Here is a 15545-nt window from a genome sequence, read left to right on the forward strand (position 1 = left end):
CTACCACAACCGCAGACGCTGGCAGCAGACGAACGCCTCCCCACCCGACGAATCAGTCACCGACAGCTGAGCACTCGCCCTATACGGCCAGGCTGTAGTTATCGGTGCATTGTGCTTGACAGATCTCGACCTCCAGGAGCTGCTTGTAACCCAGGGCGATGTCCTCGGCCGGCAGGTGCGGGTCTGAGCAGCGCAGCAGGTACTTCCCGTCGAGGTTCTCCTCGAACTTGATCTTCTTGTGATCGATGCGGAGCTTGCCTGCAGGGGTGGTGCGCAGGTAGCGGTTCAGGCCGGGCTTGCCGGTGATCTTCCCGCGCAGCTCACCCCGCTTGAACTCGCTCAGGGTGTCGGTGCCGTCGATCAGCTCGGTCAGCTGGGCGACGAACTGCTCGCGCATGTGGGCGTCCCGCTGGGCGGCTTCGGGGTTATGGCAGATCACGAATCGTTCGGTGTCGCTGATCCGGACTTCCTTCACGCGCATGTTCTCGGCGATGTCGGCATAGCGGCCCTGGCAGGCCAGGGCCGCTGTCACCTCGGGCGACCCGGAGCGGAGCTTCTCACCGATGATGTAGGCGTGATCGCCCTGGCGCAGGTAGCGGCGGTTGCGTTCGCTGGAGAACCCCCGATCGGTCACCCACACGATCTTGCTGAGGGTCCAGTCACGCATATCGTCCTTGACCTGGCGGATCAGGGCTTGGTCTGCGGTGTTGCCGGGCCAGGACCAGCAGCGGACCGGGATGCCGTCCCTCGTGACGGCCATGCCGATCACGATCTGCGGGAGATCGTCGCGCGAATCCTTGGACTTGCCATAGGTCCGGAACCCGGCCTCGTTACCGGCGTCCTGCCCGTCGGTGGCCCTCTCGCCCCGCTCGTCGCGGCCGACCGGCTCGTCGGCCTCCCCGAGTTCGAAGTAGGTGCTGGTGGTGTCGAAGAACAGCAGGTCGACCTCAAGGTTGAGCAGGTTCGCGACCTCGTCGAACACCTGCTTTTCCAGCTCGTCACGGACTTCGTGCAGCCAGTCCATCGCCCGATAGCAGGCGTCGTCATCGACGGTGGCCAGGCCGTCGATGTGGACGTCGTGGTTCATCCACTCCGCGGCGGCGAGCTTGGAGGACGGAGCCAGCGCCCGGTTGGCGACCAGGCCGAACAGCACCCGCTCCGTGACGGTCATGTTCCGGCGGCGGCCCCGTTTGGGCTGCCCGACCCGGCCGACGATCTGATCGATCCGCAGCCGACACCACATCTGGTCGAGGACGTGCGTGCCGCCGAACGGCACCGACGACACGTACTCCAGGTCCGAGGCCGTCGTTGCTGCCAGCGCGTCTCCTGGCTCCAGCAAGCGCGATAGAGACGTGACCAGCCGCTTGACCGCTTCCCGGTCCAGCTCGTCCTCACGGCCGAACGTGAACAGGACCTTCGGCACCGCCCGGCCCTTCACCGGATCCCACTCGTTATGCGCCAGGTGCAGGTACCGGACCGTCCCGGACTTGTTCTCCCGCTTCGTCGTCTTCACGTACACGACTCCAGACCTTATGGCCCAAGCCCAGGCCAGCACAGCTAAATCCAGAAATCGCGTCTCTAGGCGAATCCAGCCGTCGACCCAGACTCCAAGTCCCTGACCTGCGCGTTCAGGTCACTACGACCTCCAGGAACCCCGAATTATGCGGAACGCGGGTATTGGCTAGGGCGAAGAAGGCGAACTGAGGAAGCGGTACGGACGGCCGAGGAAGCACGCAAGCAGACCGAACGTCTCTCGGCCGAGATTACTGAACGGCTGGATGGGCTGAGGGCCGCCATGGACCAGAGGCTCGACCAGCTATCAGCAGACGTCGCCCAGCTCAACCAGCCCAGCCCGAAGCCGGCGCCGACCGATGAGGAGGAGCTGGGACGCCTACTCGTCGCGATCATGAGCGAGGGGCACTACGCCATCTGGCTGCATACGAAGATCGCTCAGTTCGTCACCGAGGAGACCGTTCAAGGAGCGCGTCTAGCCGCCAAGACAGTTCTTGGAGCCAGCCGGGACAAGCCACTGCCGGAGTGGGCGGTGAGGGCGTTCACCCAGCGAGCAGAGGATCCGCTGCATCCGTCTCAATTGCCAACCTGATGTGGCCGACTAGCTGCTGACCCACTCCAACACCTGCAGCGACACCGACACCCCCAGCATCGAACTGCGGCGGATCACCAGTGACTGGACCACGCAGTCGCTCACGAGGAGCAATCAGCCCTCCACCACGATCGACGGCCATGTCGGCAACAAGGGTGCCTGCAGCGGGTAGTAGCGGACCTGGCCTCGCGCTTATCCGATAGGGCGGCGGGCCAGGGCTGGGTGAAGTCGTGCGTCCGGGATCGCCTTGCCGGGGTTGTCCTTCTGCCGCCGCGCCACGTAGGGGACCTTCATCCCCAGCATGAAGGACAGTCCTTCGGCTTCGATGGCGCGCGTGTTCTTGTCCGAGATTCCCGGCTTCGGCGACGATGATGACGTCGTGCAGGCCGTGGGCGGTCAGGAATGCCGTGAGGGTCGGCAGCATCGTGGTGGTCTCGGCCGTGTTGCCCTCGAACTCGCCGATCATCGGTGGGAACCCGGAGGCGTCGGTGTGTAGTCGCTCATGACCTCTTGTTCATTCACCGCGCGTCTCCGGGCGCAGTCTGAGTCCTGTGCCCGGGAGGCCCAGTCGGAGTTTGCGCACGTATTTGGCACGATCAGCGGCTGTCGTTGGCCGATAGCAGGGCGCTTACACACGTTAAATTCGTAGAGTCGGTCATGGCTTTGCCGGGGTATCGAGGGTGAGCCCGGCCTGGGTCAGACAGCCGGTGAGCAGGTGAGGCCGGTATTGGATCTTCTTCAGCACCTCGGCCTTCCACAACGCGATGGCCTCCTCGTCCCGCTCGATCGTGCGCCGGGCCGGGACCTGCACCGACCAGCCGTGGCGGTGCATCAGCTTGCCCACGCCCTCAATGGTGTAGCCGATGTGGAACAGCCGCCCGATCAGCGTCTTGACCCGGCCCAGCGTCCAGCACTGATCCTCGGCATATCCCCAGGCCAGCGGGCCCCGTCGTAACTCGGCATCCAGCCGCGCCCACTGAGCAGCCGACAGCTTCTCCCTCGACACCGGCCCCTTGGACAGCAGCGCCTGCCTGCCGCCCTCTCGCCATGCCTTCCGCCAGCGGGTCACCGACCGCTCGTGCACCCGTAACCGCGCCGCGACCGTCCTGGTCGACTCCCCGGCCTCGAACCACTCGGCCGCCTGCAGCCGTACACGCTCCCGCCGCTCCTGTTCCGCGGGCGTGTACCCACCCCTTTGCCCCTACCGCATGCTCCGGTCGTACCGTACCGAACGCGATCCGTCACGCGGCTAGGACTCTACGCTTTCAACCGGTGTAGCGGGCTGCCGGACGCCCTGATAGCACAAAATCCCGGCTCTACCTGGGGAAACGCTCTCAAGATCATCCCCTACATGTCCCCTGATCATGGTCGTACGGCTGCATGCAGACACCATTGGCTGCCTATCAAGGTCCGCAAAGCAAAAGACCTGCGGCTGTGAAACCGCAGGTCAGGGGCTGAAATGCCTGTTCAGGTGAGTGCCCCCGGCAGGATTCGAACCTGCGGCACCCGCTTAGGGGAGCTCCAGTCGTTTCGAGTCTGTTATGTCTGCTGATGGGCGATATGTGGATGCTGTCCGACGTGCATTGGCACCTCGCCAATGACCTCTCACTGTCCATCGGTCGACGGGTGTTTGACCTGGTCAAAGCGATACTCGTGGTCGGAATCCGAGAGGCGTTCCCGCTCTTCGGCCGCCGGCGTCACCGCCGCCGGGGATGGTGTTGAAGTCTTCGATGGCTCCGTTCCGGGCGGCGATGCCTTGGGTGCCGCTCTTGAGGTTGGCTGCCATGGCGTAGCAGACGGTTCCCGCGGAGAGGGGGCCGGCTACTTCGGGGTCGGCTGGGACGTGTCCCCAGGGCTGTGCCAGGACGCATCCTTCGGGTACGTCGGTGAGGCCGACGATCTGCAGACTTCTGTCGAAGTCGGTCCATGGGTCGGCCAGGGTCACCGTGACGGCGGCGTCCTCGGCGGGTCGGGCGTGCAGCCGCCGGGCGGCCTCGACCGCAGTGATCCCGGCGACGCACGCGAACCGAGTTGTCCCGGAGACCAGCCGGCCATCATCAGGCCGCCAGGGGTCGCCCCGGCCGCGACCAGGACGCGGGCGTTGTCCGAGCGGTGCGCGAAGACGGCCGCCCACAGCGCGGTCGACGACCGTCCACGCGGGCGGCCGGCTCGGTCACCGTCTCGGGGCTCCCCGATTCGGCCGCGAAGTGCAAGGGCCGCCCGTCGTAGCCGCCGAAGGCGTACACGCCCGAGTTCGGGTCCGCGCCCGCGTCCAGCCGGGCACGGACCTGCGCGAGATCGGCCCAGCCGGACCCGCTCATGCCAGACCACCCGACGGATCCTGACCCGGATCCGCTCACGACGCTCCTCGGCTTGCCATCTAATTGCTTGCGGCGATTATGTCGCAGCTGGACTGCGTGCTGCTTCGCTTCGGGTTCGGTGACGGCCCACGCCTCGAGGGGTGGTGTGGTGCAGCTCCGGCAGCCAAACGGCCGCGGAGAGACCAGGGATCCACATCCGGTGCCGGGCGGCCTCGTACGCATCAAAGGTGAGTGAGACCGGCCGGAGCAGATCAGCACGCCCCGCTTGGCCCTTTCGTACCGTGAGTGGTACTCGGTGAAAATGTTCTGGTCGAGAGCGGAGAAGCGGGTGGAGCCGGAGGCCGCTACGGTGGCGTCCTCGCCCCACAGCCGGCTTGGCGTGCCGCGAAGGCTTTCACCGCTTGCAGGCGGCAGGGTCGCGGCTGGCCGGCCGGCGTGCGAGCGCTTCGCCCAGGACGCGAGATCGCCAGTGTGGCGCCCGTTCTGGATGTCACCAGTGTCGGGGCGGCGGCCGGCGGGCCGGACGTCGAGGGTGACGCTCAGCGGGTGATCTTTCGTGGTTGCCGTCCGGACGCACGGGTGCGGCGCCCAGACGCGTCAGGTGGGTGTTGACTTTCATGATCCCGCATGCGACTGTCAATTTCGGACTAGACCGAAAACTGTCTCGAAGATTGGTCCATCGTTCTTTGGGGAGGACCCCGTGGGATCTGTGATTCCGGGGCGCCGCCGCTGGGTGGTGTCCATCGTGTTCGGGATGGTGACGGCACTCACCGTGGCCGGGCCGCCGGCCGTCGGCTCCGCGTCGGCGTCGGCCGACGTGACCCTGGCTGACTTCGAGCAGCCCGACGCGCTCCGCAACGCGACGCTACCCGCGCCCGATCTCGACAAGGTCACCGTCACCCGCGACTACGCGAGCGCCGGACAGCAGGGAATGCGCTTGGACATCGGCCCGTACAACTCCAAGGCCGGCTCGGTGTTCCCGCGGGTCTGGCTGGACGTCGGCGGCACGATTCCCGACGTTGATTGGACCACCCGTACATATCTGCACGTCAGCGCTGCCAACGGCTCGATCGAACGGGCCCGGATGTATGTGGTTGTGTGGGACAAGAATGGCCGCTACCTGCTGCGGTCGATCTGGGCCGAGCCCTACGAGCACCAGGTCTTCGAGATTCGCGTCGCCGACATCGCCGCGGCCGGTGTCGACCTGGCCCACCTCGACAAGATCCAGATCAGCACAGAACGGTCTCCGAACCCCAAACGCCTGTACGTCGACGACATCCGCCTCACCGACCAGCAGACCGACGTGGCCGCGGAGAAGCAGCGCGTCGCCCGCACGCTGATCGCGGCGATGGACCTGTCCGGTGAACTCGCGAAGGCGAAAGAGGCCGTCGCACAGATGCGCAAGCGCATCCGGCAGACGCCCGCGGCGCCGGACCGTTACCTCGTCGCCCAGGCCGACCAGATCCGGGCCCGCCTCGACGCGTCCGGCGAGCAACTGCCCGGTCTCGGCGACCGTGTCGGCGACGCGCGGAAGATCTGGAAGAACCTGATCGGCGTGGACTGGGAGATCAGACGGCTCGGCACACTCGTGGCAGCGAGGTCTGCGCGACCCGCCGCGCCGATCGGGCTGGGATTCTCTGACTCGATGTCGCACGTCTACCCACGTGACCTGCCCTGCGACTGCTCGTTCGTCCCGCCGATGCTGTCGCTGGTGCGTGGGGAGTACGAGAGCACCCAGCTCGTGGCGTTCAACTACGGGACGCCGCTGACCGGCGCGTGGGTCGAGGCCGTCGTCGGCGGCCGGCCGTCCGGCGTCACCGTCGAGGCGCATCCCGTCGTGTCGCTGAACATGGTGCCGCCGGTCGCTCAGAAGCCGTCGATACCGACCGCGTTCCGGCCGAGCATCTACGAAGGCTGGACCCCCGACCCGATCCAGACCAACGACCCGAAGACCGATGTGGCGGCGGGGGACGTCCAGGCATTCTGGGTGACCGTGCACACCACCCCGGGCACCAAGCCCGGAGTCCATCCGGTCGACCTCATACTCCGTGCCGACGGCCGGCAGCCGGAGCGGGTGAAGCTGCGGGTGCGGGTCTGGGACGTCAAGATCGACCAGGCGCCCAGGCTGCGCACCGCGATCGGGCACGACCCGAAGGCGTACGCCGAACCGTATGGCGTCACCGACCCGGACGAGGTCGCCAAGCTCGTCGACACCGAGTACGCGTTCCTCGGCACGTACATGCTGCAGGGCGACAACATCTACCGCAGCATCTACGAAGGCAAGCCACCCTCGGTGGAGAGCCTGCGGCGGATCGACGAGCAGTACGGCGGCCTTCGCCAGTTCAACATCTGGTACTTCGATCCGCGGCTGTTCGACCTGACCAAGCCCGACAGCTGGGCGTCCAAGGCGGACCAGTTGTTCGACCTGATCGCCCCGTACGTCGAGCAGTACCGTGCTGCCGGCTTCGCCGACAAGGCCTACCTCTACTGCTGTGACGAGACACGCGCCGAGCACACCGAATTGATCCGTTTCGTCCTCGCCAGATTCAAGCAACGCTTCCCCGACATCCGCGTGCTCACCACCGCGATCGACGACCAGATGGGACGCCAGAGCGGCCTCGACGCGTACATCGACTGGTGGGTGCGCGACGTTCCCTGGTACAACCCGCAGATCATCGCCGAACGTCACGCCCAGGGACGCGAGGCGTGGTGGTACCTCCACGCGGGCAACGCGAATCCGACTCCGAACGTGTTCGTCAACCACGACCCCGGCCAGCTGCGCACACTGCTCGGCCCGATGGCTCACCAAGCCGGCGTCGACGGGTTCCTCTACTACCGGGTGGACCGTTGGTACGGCCATCCGATCCTGGACGATGGCCCGCTCAGCAACTGGGATCCGCGCACGTGGAACGCCTACGCGGGCGACGGATCGCTGCTCTATCCCGGCCCCGGCGGGCCGATCCCGTCGATCCGGCTGGAGAACTTGCGCGACGGCCTGGAGGACTACAACCTCCTGGAGACGCTGCACGAGACGATCGACGGCGCGCCCGCCGGCACAGACCCGGCCCTGCTGGCGAAGGCGAGGCGGCTGCTCGGCGCGAAGGACGTCGTCACCGACAACTACGAGTACGTCTGGGCGCCCACCGCCTACCGCGACTGGCGGACGGACGCGATCAAGGTCGCCGCACAACTCCGTCATGGAGGCGCAGAGCAATGACGGCCTTTGCGCAGCCGAAGAGATCATCGGTGGCCGTGGGCCGGGGGGGACGGCGTTGCGGTTCACGCGGATGGGTGGATCGTGGCTCGGATGGGTCGGCCGGGGATGTCGGACGCGATGAAAGAAGACCTGTGGCGGCGGCCATCATCGAGGTCGGCCTGGCGCACCCCGGTACGGATCGACTGCGCGGAGAGGGCTGGAACTCCTTGGCCAGCTCCTCCGGCGTCCGCCCGGCGCGCACCAGCTCCACCTCTGCCGGCGAAACTCCGGCGGATAGTTGTTCGGCACAGCAGACTCCTTCTTCCGGGAACCACTGTTCCCCAGAGATCAGGTGTCCACCAAACCGGGCCAACTGCAGGTCGTGCTGATACTTGGAGGCCTCTGGCCCGTCGAGCTCATGCGTCGTGTTGTTGAGCCGGACGAGAAAGGGTCGAGCCCGAGGTCAGAGGCCCAGCGCACGCCGGACATGATCAGGCTGCCGAGCTCCTGGTAGCGCTGCTTATGTGAAGGCTGTGACGCCCTCGTATTCGCCTTGGCGTGCTTGGCCGGTCACCTCGTATTCGAGGAGCAGCAGGCCGTTCGGCGTGGCCTCGTGATGGAGCAGGTGGAGGCCGGACGAGGTGCCTGCGCCGGTCAGTAGCCGTCGGCCGGTCCGGAGGACGGCGGGGGCGACCACGAGGCGGAGCGTGTCGATCAGACCCGCCGTCAGCAGTGAGTCGCCGAGGCTGGCGCTGCCGTGAACCTGGAGTTCCCGGCCTGGTTGTGCCTTGAGTTCGGTGACCGCGTGGACCGGGTCGCCCTTGAGGACGATCGTGGGGTTCCAGGTGCCTTCGGTGAGGGTGTTCGTCACGACGTACTTCGGCAGGGTGTTCATCCGCTCAGCGAACGGGTCGGCCGGGTCGGTGATCTTCGGCCAGTCGCGTGCGAACGCCTCGTAGGTCCGCCGGCCGAGCAGCAGGCCGTCGGCGAGGTCGAGCCAGTCGGAGGCGCGCTGGACGAACGTCCGGTCTATGTGGGGGACGAGCCAGCCGCCACGGACGAATCCGTCGCTGGTGTCCTCGTCCGACGAGCCGGGTCCCTGGCTGACCCCGTCGAGCGTGACGAACTCGGTGAGGGTGATCTTCATCGCGGAGTCATGCTCTCGGTGAGAGTGGCCAGCTGGCCAGTGACCGTTCCCCAGCCCTCGGCGAAGCCGAGCTTCTCATGATGAGCGCGGGCCTCCGGGTCGCTGTGTCGGACGACGATCCGGTAGTCCGTGCCGTCCGGGTGATCGTTCAGCGTGATCGTGGCGGTCATCGGGACCGGGGCGGGGCTCGCGGGCCGCCACGTGCTGTCGATCGCATTGGTGAAAACGATCCGCTCGAGCTCGTCCACGGCGAGGAAGCATGCGTCCAGGTGCGGGACAAACTCGGCCCCGTCGTCACTCAGCCGCGTCACGAACGCCCCGCCGGGCCGCAGGTCCAGGCGGTCCACCCGGCAGCGGGACGGCGCCGGGACCCACCACTGCTCAAGCCGGGACGGGTCGGTCCAGGCTCTCCACACGGTCGCGCGCGGGGCGCGGATGATCCGCTCCAGGCCAAGGTCGAGATCGGGATTCACTGCCTGTTCTCCTCCGGGTCGGTGACGAACTGTTCGAGGCGGTCGGTGCGCTCCTCCCAGATCCGGCGCTGCTCCGCGAGCCAATCGTCGACCAGGGCGAGCCGCTCGAGGTTGAGCACGCAAGTGCGCACACGGCCGGACTTGACCGTGCGGATCAGCCCGTTCGATTCGAGTGTCCGCACGTGCTTCATGAACGAGGGAAGGGTCATCGGGAACTCGCGGGCGAGGTCGCCGACGCTCGTGGGCCCGTGGCCGAGGCGCCGGATGACGGCGCGCCGGGTGGGGTCGGCGAGGGCGACGAACACCCCGTCGAGTTGTGCCGAATACTGTGCCACGCGGCTAAGTATCGCGGTCCTGCGATAGTTAGCGCAAGGGCTAAGTGTCGAGCCGCACAGGCGATCACAAACCGTCACCGGCGGTTGCGTCCACGGGAGTGGTGTACGAGCCGGCCCTGCTGACGGCATCACCCCGGTTGGCTGAGCCCGGCCCTCCAGCAGGGAAGGAGTGGCGAGATGGTGGCCGCCCGGTCGGGATGGTCCGCGGCCAGGGCGTAGCCGGCGCCGGCGCTGTCTGGAGATCAAGAACACTTGCAGGAGTCATCCTGGACCGAGTTCGGTGGCTCGGCCACCATCAGAACATGACCGGAAGCGGATCAGCGCGGGCGGGCGGTGGGGGAGCAGGCTCGCGCCTGAACTGGACGGCAGTGAGCGCGGTGGCGGGTTCGATCGCAGCCGTGGTTGCGCTCTTCGCCTACCTGATGCCGCCCGCCACCCGGCCCGGCACAGTGGTTTCCAGTCCGTCCCCGCCTCCATCCTCGCCGGATCGGGTCGTTACCCGGCCCTCACCATCGCCTGCGGACTCGTCGCCTGAGTCCAGCACGTCCCGATCACCGAGCCGCACGCGAGTGGTCCCGGATTCCTCTGCACCGCTGCCGCAGGTCCGGTCCGTCGGTTGCGACGAGGCGGCGGCGGCTCTGACCGCCTACCGCAGGGATGCCGGAACCAGCCACAGCGGCCAGGCGGCCGCAGCTCAGCAGACGTACCGCGACCTGATGGGCGCGGCCCTCAACGCGCAGGGAGCGGTGGGGGCGAAGATCAGGCGACTGGCCGCAGAGTTCCAGGAACTGAACTTCCGCCTGACCGGCATGACCGGCGGCGACCCCAACCAGGTGATCGCGGATATCAATACGGACGTCGCGGAGTTCAACAGGCTGTGCGCATTCGGCTGATCTGCGCGTCAGGGGTATCACTCCAGGGGTTCTGGCATGATCTCCAGCGGTAACGGACAGTGCGTCGTTGGCTACGGATATGGCGGCTGGGTCTGAATGCCCGCGATGAACTCCACGGCCGGCAAGGCCGCAGCGAGGATGCCGTACCTTACGTTGCGTCCCGACACTGGAGGGACACGTGTTCCCTTCATGACTCGCACTCCAGAGCTTGATCGCCATCACGTCAGAGACGCTGGTCATCCGGACGCGCTCCACTGAAGCGGCACACGGATACGGCGTCCAACCCTCGAGGCGGCCGCCGGGACCCTAAGGGAGGGCTAGGCCGCCTCCTGGAGGCATCCAGCCATAGCGTGAGACTCACCGAGGGACCAAGGCGGGATTTACGCACGTATTCGGCACGATCAGCGGCTGTCGTTGGCCGATAGCAGGGCGCCCAAGCGGGCTGCCGGACGCCCTGATGGCACAGAATCCCGGCTCGACCTGGGGAAACGCTCTCAAGATCATCCCCATGTGTCCCCTGGTCATGGTCGTACGGCTGCATGCGGACACTGTCGGCTGCCTATGAAAGTTCGCGAAGCAAAAGACCTGCGGCTGTGAAACCGCAGGTCAGTGGCTGAAATGCCTGTTCAGGTGAGTGCCCCCGGCAGGATTCGAACCTGCGGCACCCGCTTTAGGAGAGCGAGGGTAGAGCAGCCCGGAGGCGTGTGTTGACCTGCTTAAACGCCCTGTATGGCTCAGGTCGCTTGCTTGATCATCCCGCGCATGTCCCCACCGCGACACCATGACGTGTGCTTGCAAACAGGTGACGCGCGCCGCGGACAGCAATTCGTCGAGCTGGGTGCAAGCGGTCCGTTTGGCCGCGGGGTGAAGCAGTTAGTAGACGTTTCACGGATGCGGTGAGCTTCATCGCAGATCAGCACGTCCAAGCCGTTCGGCTCGGCGTCGGTGAAGCTGCTGAAGTACCAAAGAGGTTCTTGATCCGGGTGCTGCCTCGGCCGGGGGTAGCGACGCATGGTCTGGGTGAAGGACTGGGAGCCGGTAGCGTGCAGGGCCGAGTGGCCCTGCCTGAACACCTCGCCGAGCAGGGACAGGGCAATCACACTCTTGCCGCTGCCGGGGCCGCCGGTGACGATGACGACCTGCTTAGAGTCCGCGCTTCTGGCCCTATCCACGGTGCGCATGACCATCTCGTACACGACCTGCTGTTCGTCCAGCACCGTAAACTGCTCGCGATCGCGGATTTCCTTGGAGGTACAGGTCATGAGCTGCTTGCTCGGCGTGACCGCGCTATGGAGGAGGCGATCGGCCGCGTCTGCGCCGGGTTTCTCGGTAAGGCGCTCGCCCGAGTAGCGGAGGAACTCGCCGCGCCGCTGCTTGGTGAACAGGCGGCTGCGCTCGTCGAGAACTTGATCGGACAGGCCGTCGACGCGCTCGCTGGTCAGCGGAAGCTTGTACTCCACGAGCATCTCGACCCTGCGCAAGCCGGCGTCGGCCAGATCAAGGGCGAGGGCTGGCAGGCCGCGTTGCCAGGATCTGATCTCGGCGGGGGAGGGGCGTTGTCCGCTGGTGTTGCGGCACGTGCTCGGCGATCAGCTCCGCGAAGGCGGCCTCATTTGGGGAGGCGAGCAGGTTCTCGACAGACAGCCGCAGTGCCGTCACGGATTGTCCCCCAGGCAGCACGAGAGAACTCGTGCGGGCGGGGGCCTATCCGCTTCGGCCGAAGCCGTACGAGCGCGAAGCCCGTCGGGCCGTATCACATGGTCGCCAAAAGAGTAGCGAGGGCGTCCCGTTCTCGGAACCGGCGAGCGAAGGATCTCGCTGCGCTACAGGTCTCTCGGCAGCCGGGTGTGCGATGTCATTGGGGTGGCCGCAAAGCGCACTGAAGCGCTGGCAGGGAGGTCGATACCAGGAGCATGTTCCCTGTATGGCGACTGAGAAACTCAACAGTGAGAGACGATCCCCGGAGGAACTCCTTGACGAGATCCGCGCGGACGCGGCAGAGCGAGACCTGTCGGCATACGCGGCCGAGATTGCGCTTCAAGCGTGACCGTGACTGGTTGCTGCGACTGGTGAACTGGCTGGAAGAAGAATGCGGTCCAGTCACTGACGACGAGTGGGCGGCAGCAATGGAGAAGATGGAAGATCGCGATGCGGAGCAAGCCGGTGGGTGTTACGTTCTGTTCCCATGAGCGGGGACGCTCGGGTCCTTGGCTGCATGCCCTCTGCCAACTCGATACATACGAGCAAGGGGCGACATAGTGCAACATCAAGGCGAATCAGGTAACTTCATGTTCGGGAAGGTCGCTACCGCTGAAGTTGGGAAGCAGACAGAGAGGTATAGCTATGGCCGTTCCAGACAACTTCATTGTCCGGCTACGTCACGAGGTCGCCGAATATAAAGATACGTTCTCCCTTGCGCAAGACGGTGACGCATTTGCGCGCTGGGCACTGGCGTTTGTTCACGATCTTTCTGGCGATGATGCATATAATCAATGCGATACCCTCGGCAAAGGCGATTCAGGCCTAGACGGTTATCTCCTGGATCCAGAAGCTGAGATTTTCTACCTCAGCCAATCGAAGTTTTCCGCTGATCAAAGCACACTAATAGACCCCGAACCTTTAAGGGTCTTCGTTGGCGTCCTGGACATGCTACAGAATCCCAAGGCATGCGAAACGCGTGGACAGAAAATCATGCAAATCGGACAAGCGTTCCGAGAGGCTTTGGCCAGCGGCTGTCGGCCCGTCCTGCAGTATTTCATTTATGGCAGAATTTCAGACGAGAGTGAGCGTGAAATTAGAGCTCGAGCGAGCGGCCACCCGCTACGACCCGAGGTAGAATTTTGGACTCCGGAAAAATTCTATCGAGAGTACCTCAACAAAGAGGAATCAAAGGATCTCGAGGGAACTACCATAAAGCTCCGAATGATTGAAAACCAATATTTTGTTGTCGATGGGCCATCGGTGGAAGGTATTTCCTCCGCCTTGGTCGCAAATCTGGATGGCGCAAACCTTGCAGAACAAGCCGAAGGGCATATGCCCAGAATCGTGGCTGCAAATATCAGATATCACCTAGGCCATCAAAACAGGGTTAATCAACAGATCCGCCGGACACTGGATGATGAGACCCAGCGTAAAGGGTTCTGGTATTACAATAATGGAATAACTATAGTCTGCGATAGTTTTTCGGTCGATCCGGAGACGAGTGAAATCGCACTTACGAATCCGCAAATTGTGAATGGCTGTCAAACCGTGACAGCTCTTATAAATAAACGAGACAAGCTTGGGGGCGCAATTCTCCCTATCGCCGCCCGGATCATTTCGCGAACGCCTGGTGAGCTAGGCACGACGCAGCTCCTAAAGATAGCCGAGCACACGAATTCTCAGTCGCCTGTAAAACAAGAAGACCTCAAGTCGAACGATCCTATTCAGGTTAGACTACAAGTCTACTTTGCCAACCTCCCCACTCCATGGTTCTATGAGAGAAAGCGTAGGGAGTGGCATTCGCTTTCGCCGGCCCAGCGTAGCCGTTTTACGCTAGCTCGTCGTATCACAAAAGAGGACGTTGGACAGCGGTGGCGGGCGTTCGATGGGCATCCTGCAGAGGCCGTTAGCGATAAGGAGGAGATGTTCTCGCCACCCCTTTACGGAGAGATATATCGCGAAGACAGAGATGTCAGGCTGTATCTACTGGCCTACGTTTGGTATGAAGACTTCTGGCACTTACTGGATAAGCCGAATGAGGGCATCCGCGTCAAGCTACTCCCGTCATTTAATGAGCGGCTCCTAAATAGGGTTCTGCGGTGCAAGAAGCTATGGGTCATGCATTGCGTATTCGCGATGAAGGTGATGCTGCGGCAGTATTATACAGAAATGGATGGAGAAAAGGCGGATCGCATAATAGACATTATGCGCAAAGATCCGCGCCAATTTGATGGCGGGAGAAAGATAGTCTTAAGAGCCTTCAAGCAATGGGCGGATGCCATCGGTGATGACACGGACATGAGAGTGGCCCTCAAGGATGTCGACGCCGCAAGAAAATGGGAAGACAACCTTCTTGACCATCTAGAAATGTATGAGAATATCTCGCTCCCGAAACTGTCATAGATGAGTCCTGAGTCTCGGCGCAAGAGAGTTTTGAGTTGGAAGTTACCATACGCAAGCGTCCTCTGCTGGCTGCGTGGCGGCTGTGTGCCTGGGTTATTTGACCCGAATGAGGCATGCGAGGGTGGCTGGCCAACGGCTCAGCTGTGTACCTGCCTCGAGTAGATAGGCATTGAGGCAATGGGGCGCCTCACTCAGAGCAGCGTGAAGTGCGCGGTGGAGGTCGAGTTTGCGCACCAGTCGGATACTGGTCAACCTCTGGCGCCAGAGCGCAATCTGTCATCTCTCAGCAACGCCTCGAGCAGCTGCTCCCTTCGAGTGTGTTCTTAGTTGTCTGTCTATTACCCAGCTGCTTCAAGATACGCTCAAGTTCAAGGGGCCTCTGTTGTGCTCGTGGAGAATGTCGTAGACGCGGTGTGCAGGGAGCTACCCAGGTGTGGCGAGGAGCACGGACACTGCATTCATCGGGAGTGGTGGCCTTCTGCGGCATGGTTTGTATGGTCCCGGTTAGGTGCGGCAATGAGAGCAGGATGGGAGTTCGACAAGCGAGCAAGTCTATGGCTTAGCATGGCGGTGACATCCTCCGACAGCAGAGCTCAAGCCGCGATATCTGTACTGGCCGCTGTCGTGGAGCGGGCCCGTCTCCACGACCAGGAGGTTGGAAGGCGCATTGCTCCTTCCACGCCATGTCGCTACGAGCCTGGTGCTGTCCGCGACCGTCCCAAGCGACATCAAGTTTCAACGAAGCCGGGGACGATTCAATCAATCCAGCTCAGTGACCTTCATCAAATCGACAGGTTCCGTATCGGGTTGCTTCAGGAGCGCGAGGAACTCGTCTACGGTTGGCACGTGATCTGCCGCCCGAAGTGTCTGAGGTTCCTCCCACAAAGGGATCTGGGACATGCCGCCAGCGCTCCTCGCCAGTCGCCGGTCATCTGTCAGGTGTCAGACTTCAACCCTACTCTCGTGACGTCC

At 64.0% G+C, this 15545-nt stretch carries 11 protein-coding genes, 1 tRNA gene and 2 pseudogenes; 5 read left to right on the forward strand and 9 right to left on the reverse strand.

Features of this window, described 5'->3' with window-relative positions; translation table 11 throughout:
* Positions 1 to 124: 124 nt before the first annotated feature.
* Positions 125 to 1519, reverse strand: a pseudogene (locus FH608_RS50170) (IS1634 family transposase); the annotation flags it as partial.
* Between the two features lie 276 nt (positions 1520 to 1795).
* On the opposite strand from FH608_RS50170, the gene FH608_RS50175 reads away from it, so the two are divergent.
* Both FH608_RS50175 and FH608_RS50180 read left to right on the forward strand, forming a co-directional pair.
* Positions 1796 to 2104 (forward strand): hypothetical protein, encoded by a 309-nt coding sequence (locus tag FH608_RS50175; protein WP_139638299.1) that lies wholly within the window; start codon positions 1796 to 1798, stop codon positions 2102 to 2104.
* 301 nt (positions 2105 to 2405) lie between these two features.
* Positions 2406 to 2600 (forward strand): DUF4246 domain-containing protein, encoded by a 195-nt coding sequence (locus tag FH608_RS50180; protein WP_139638300.1) that lies wholly within the window; start codon positions 2406 to 2408, stop codon positions 2598 to 2600.
* Between the two features lie 159 nt (positions 2601 to 2759).
* Here the strand turns inward: FH608_RS50180 and FH608_RS50185 are convergent, their stop codons facing one another.
* From FH608_RS50185 to FH608_RS50190, 3 genes and pseudogenes are all read right to left on the reverse strand, one after another.
* Positions 2760 to 3110 carry a helix-turn-helix domain-containing protein gene (locus FH608_RS50185; protein ID WP_264372970.1) on the reverse strand — a complete coding sequence of 117 codons (351 nt, stop codon included), beginning with the start codon at positions 3108 to 3110 and terminating at the stop codon, positions 2760 to 2762.
* Positions 3093 to 3257: pseudogene (locus tag FH608_RS54120) on the reverse strand (helix-turn-helix domain-containing protein); the annotation flags it as partial. The gene FH608_RS50185 and the pseudogene FH608_RS54120, both read right to left, overlap by 18 nt.
* Before the next feature lie 904 nt (positions 3258 to 4161).
* Positions 4162 to 4425, reverse strand: coding sequence for a hypothetical protein (locus FH608_RS50190; RefSeq protein ID WP_152315456.1), 264 nt, complete (start codon positions 4423 to 4425; stop codon positions 4162 to 4164).
* A 700-nt stretch (positions 4426 to 5125) separates the two neighbouring features.
* Here FH608_RS50190 and FH608_RS50195 point away from each other — a divergent pair.
* Positions 5126 to 7642, forward strand: a complete 2517-nt coding sequence (locus tag FH608_RS50195) for a DUF4091 domain-containing protein (protein WP_139638301.1) — start codon at positions 5126 to 5128, stop codon at positions 7640 to 7642.
* A 499-nt stretch (positions 7643 to 8141) separates the two neighbouring features.
* Here FH608_RS50195 and FH608_RS50200 read toward each other — a convergent pair whose 3' ends face one another.
* Genes FH608_RS50200 through FH608_RS50210 form a run of 3 tightly spaced genes read right to left on the reverse strand, consistent with a single transcriptional unit; the run spans position 8142 to position 9576 of the window.
* Positions 8142 to 8768, reverse strand: coding sequence for a dihydrofolate reductase family protein (locus FH608_RS50200; protein ID WP_139638302.1), 627 nt, complete (start codon positions 8766 to 8768; stop codon positions 8142 to 8144).
* The gene (locus FH608_RS50205) at positions 8765 to 9241 is read right to left on the reverse strand and encodes an SRPBCC domain-containing protein (RefSeq protein ID WP_139638303.1); all 477 of its coding nucleotides are present in this window, start codon (positions 9239 to 9241) and stop codon (positions 8765 to 8767) included. Before FH608_RS50205 ends, FH608_RS50200 begins: the two co-directional genes overlap by 4 nt.
* Positions 9238 to 9576 carry an ArsR/SmtB family transcription factor gene (locus tag FH608_RS50210; protein ID WP_139638304.1) on the reverse strand — a complete coding sequence of 113 codons (339 nt, stop codon included), beginning with the start codon at positions 9574 to 9576 and terminating at the stop codon, positions 9238 to 9240. Before FH608_RS50210 ends, FH608_RS50205 begins: the two co-directional genes overlap by 4 nt.
* Positions 9577 to 10145: 569 nt before the next feature.
* On the opposite strand from FH608_RS50210, the gene FH608_RS50215 reads away from it, so the two are divergent.
* On the forward strand, positions 10146 to 10469 hold the full coding sequence (locus FH608_RS50215) for a hypothetical protein (RefSeq protein WP_139638305.1): 324 nt from the start codon (positions 10146 to 10148) through the stop codon (positions 10467 to 10469).
* Positions 10470 to 11104: 635 nt separating this feature from the next.
* On the opposite strand, the gene FH608_RS50220 is transcribed toward FH608_RS50215, so the two are convergent.
* Both FH608_RS50220 and FH608_RS50225 read right to left on the reverse strand, forming a co-directional pair.
* Positions 11105 to 11171: transfer RNA gene (locus tag FH608_RS50220), tRNA-OTHER, on the reverse strand.
* 32 nt (positions 11172 to 11203) lie between these two features.
* Complete coding sequence (locus FH608_RS50225) at positions 11204 to 11929, reverse strand: DNA/RNA helicase domain-containing protein (protein ID WP_193319097.1); 726 nt, start codon at positions 11927 to 11929, stop codon at positions 11204 to 11206.
* Between the two features lie 883 nt (positions 11930 to 12812).
* Between FH608_RS50225 and FH608_RS50235 the strand changes: the two genes are divergently transcribed.
* Complete coding sequence (locus FH608_RS50235) at positions 12813 to 14573, forward strand: AIPR family protein (protein ID WP_139638307.1); 1761 nt, start codon at positions 12813 to 12815, stop codon at positions 14571 to 14573.
* Positions 14574 to 15545 lie beyond the last annotated feature (972 nt).

Origin of the sequence: Nonomuraea phyllanthi (assembly GCF_006334985.2) — a bacterium.
In the GTDB taxonomy this organism is placed as follows: Bacteria; Actinomycetota; Actinomycetes; order Streptosporangiales; family Streptosporangiaceae; genus Nonomuraea; species Nonomuraea phyllanthi.

What these genes read in the sequence shown, in the direction of transcription:
- FH608_RS50200 (WP_139638302.1), bottom strand. Translation starts at nt 8,768, where the DNA reads ATGAAGATCACCCTCACCGAGTTCGTCACGCTCGACGGGGTCAGCCAG.
- FH608_RS50180 (WP_139638300.1), top strand. Translation starts at nt 2,406, where the DNA reads ATGAAGGACAGTCCTTCGGCTTCGATGGCGCGCGTGTTCTTGTCCGAG.
- FH608_RS50175 (WP_139638299.1), top strand. Translation starts at nt 1,796, where the DNA reads ATGGACCAGAGGCTCGACCAGCTATCAGCAGACGTCGCCCAGCTCAAC.
- FH608_RS50190 (WP_152315456.1), bottom strand. Translation starts at nt 4,425, where the DNA reads ATGAGCGGGTCCGGCTGGGCCGATCTCGCGCAGGTCCGTGCCCGGCTG.
- FH608_RS50235 (WP_139638307.1), top strand. Translation starts at nt 12,813, where the DNA reads ATGGCCGTTCCAGACAACTTCATTGTCCGGCTACGTCACGAGGTCGCC.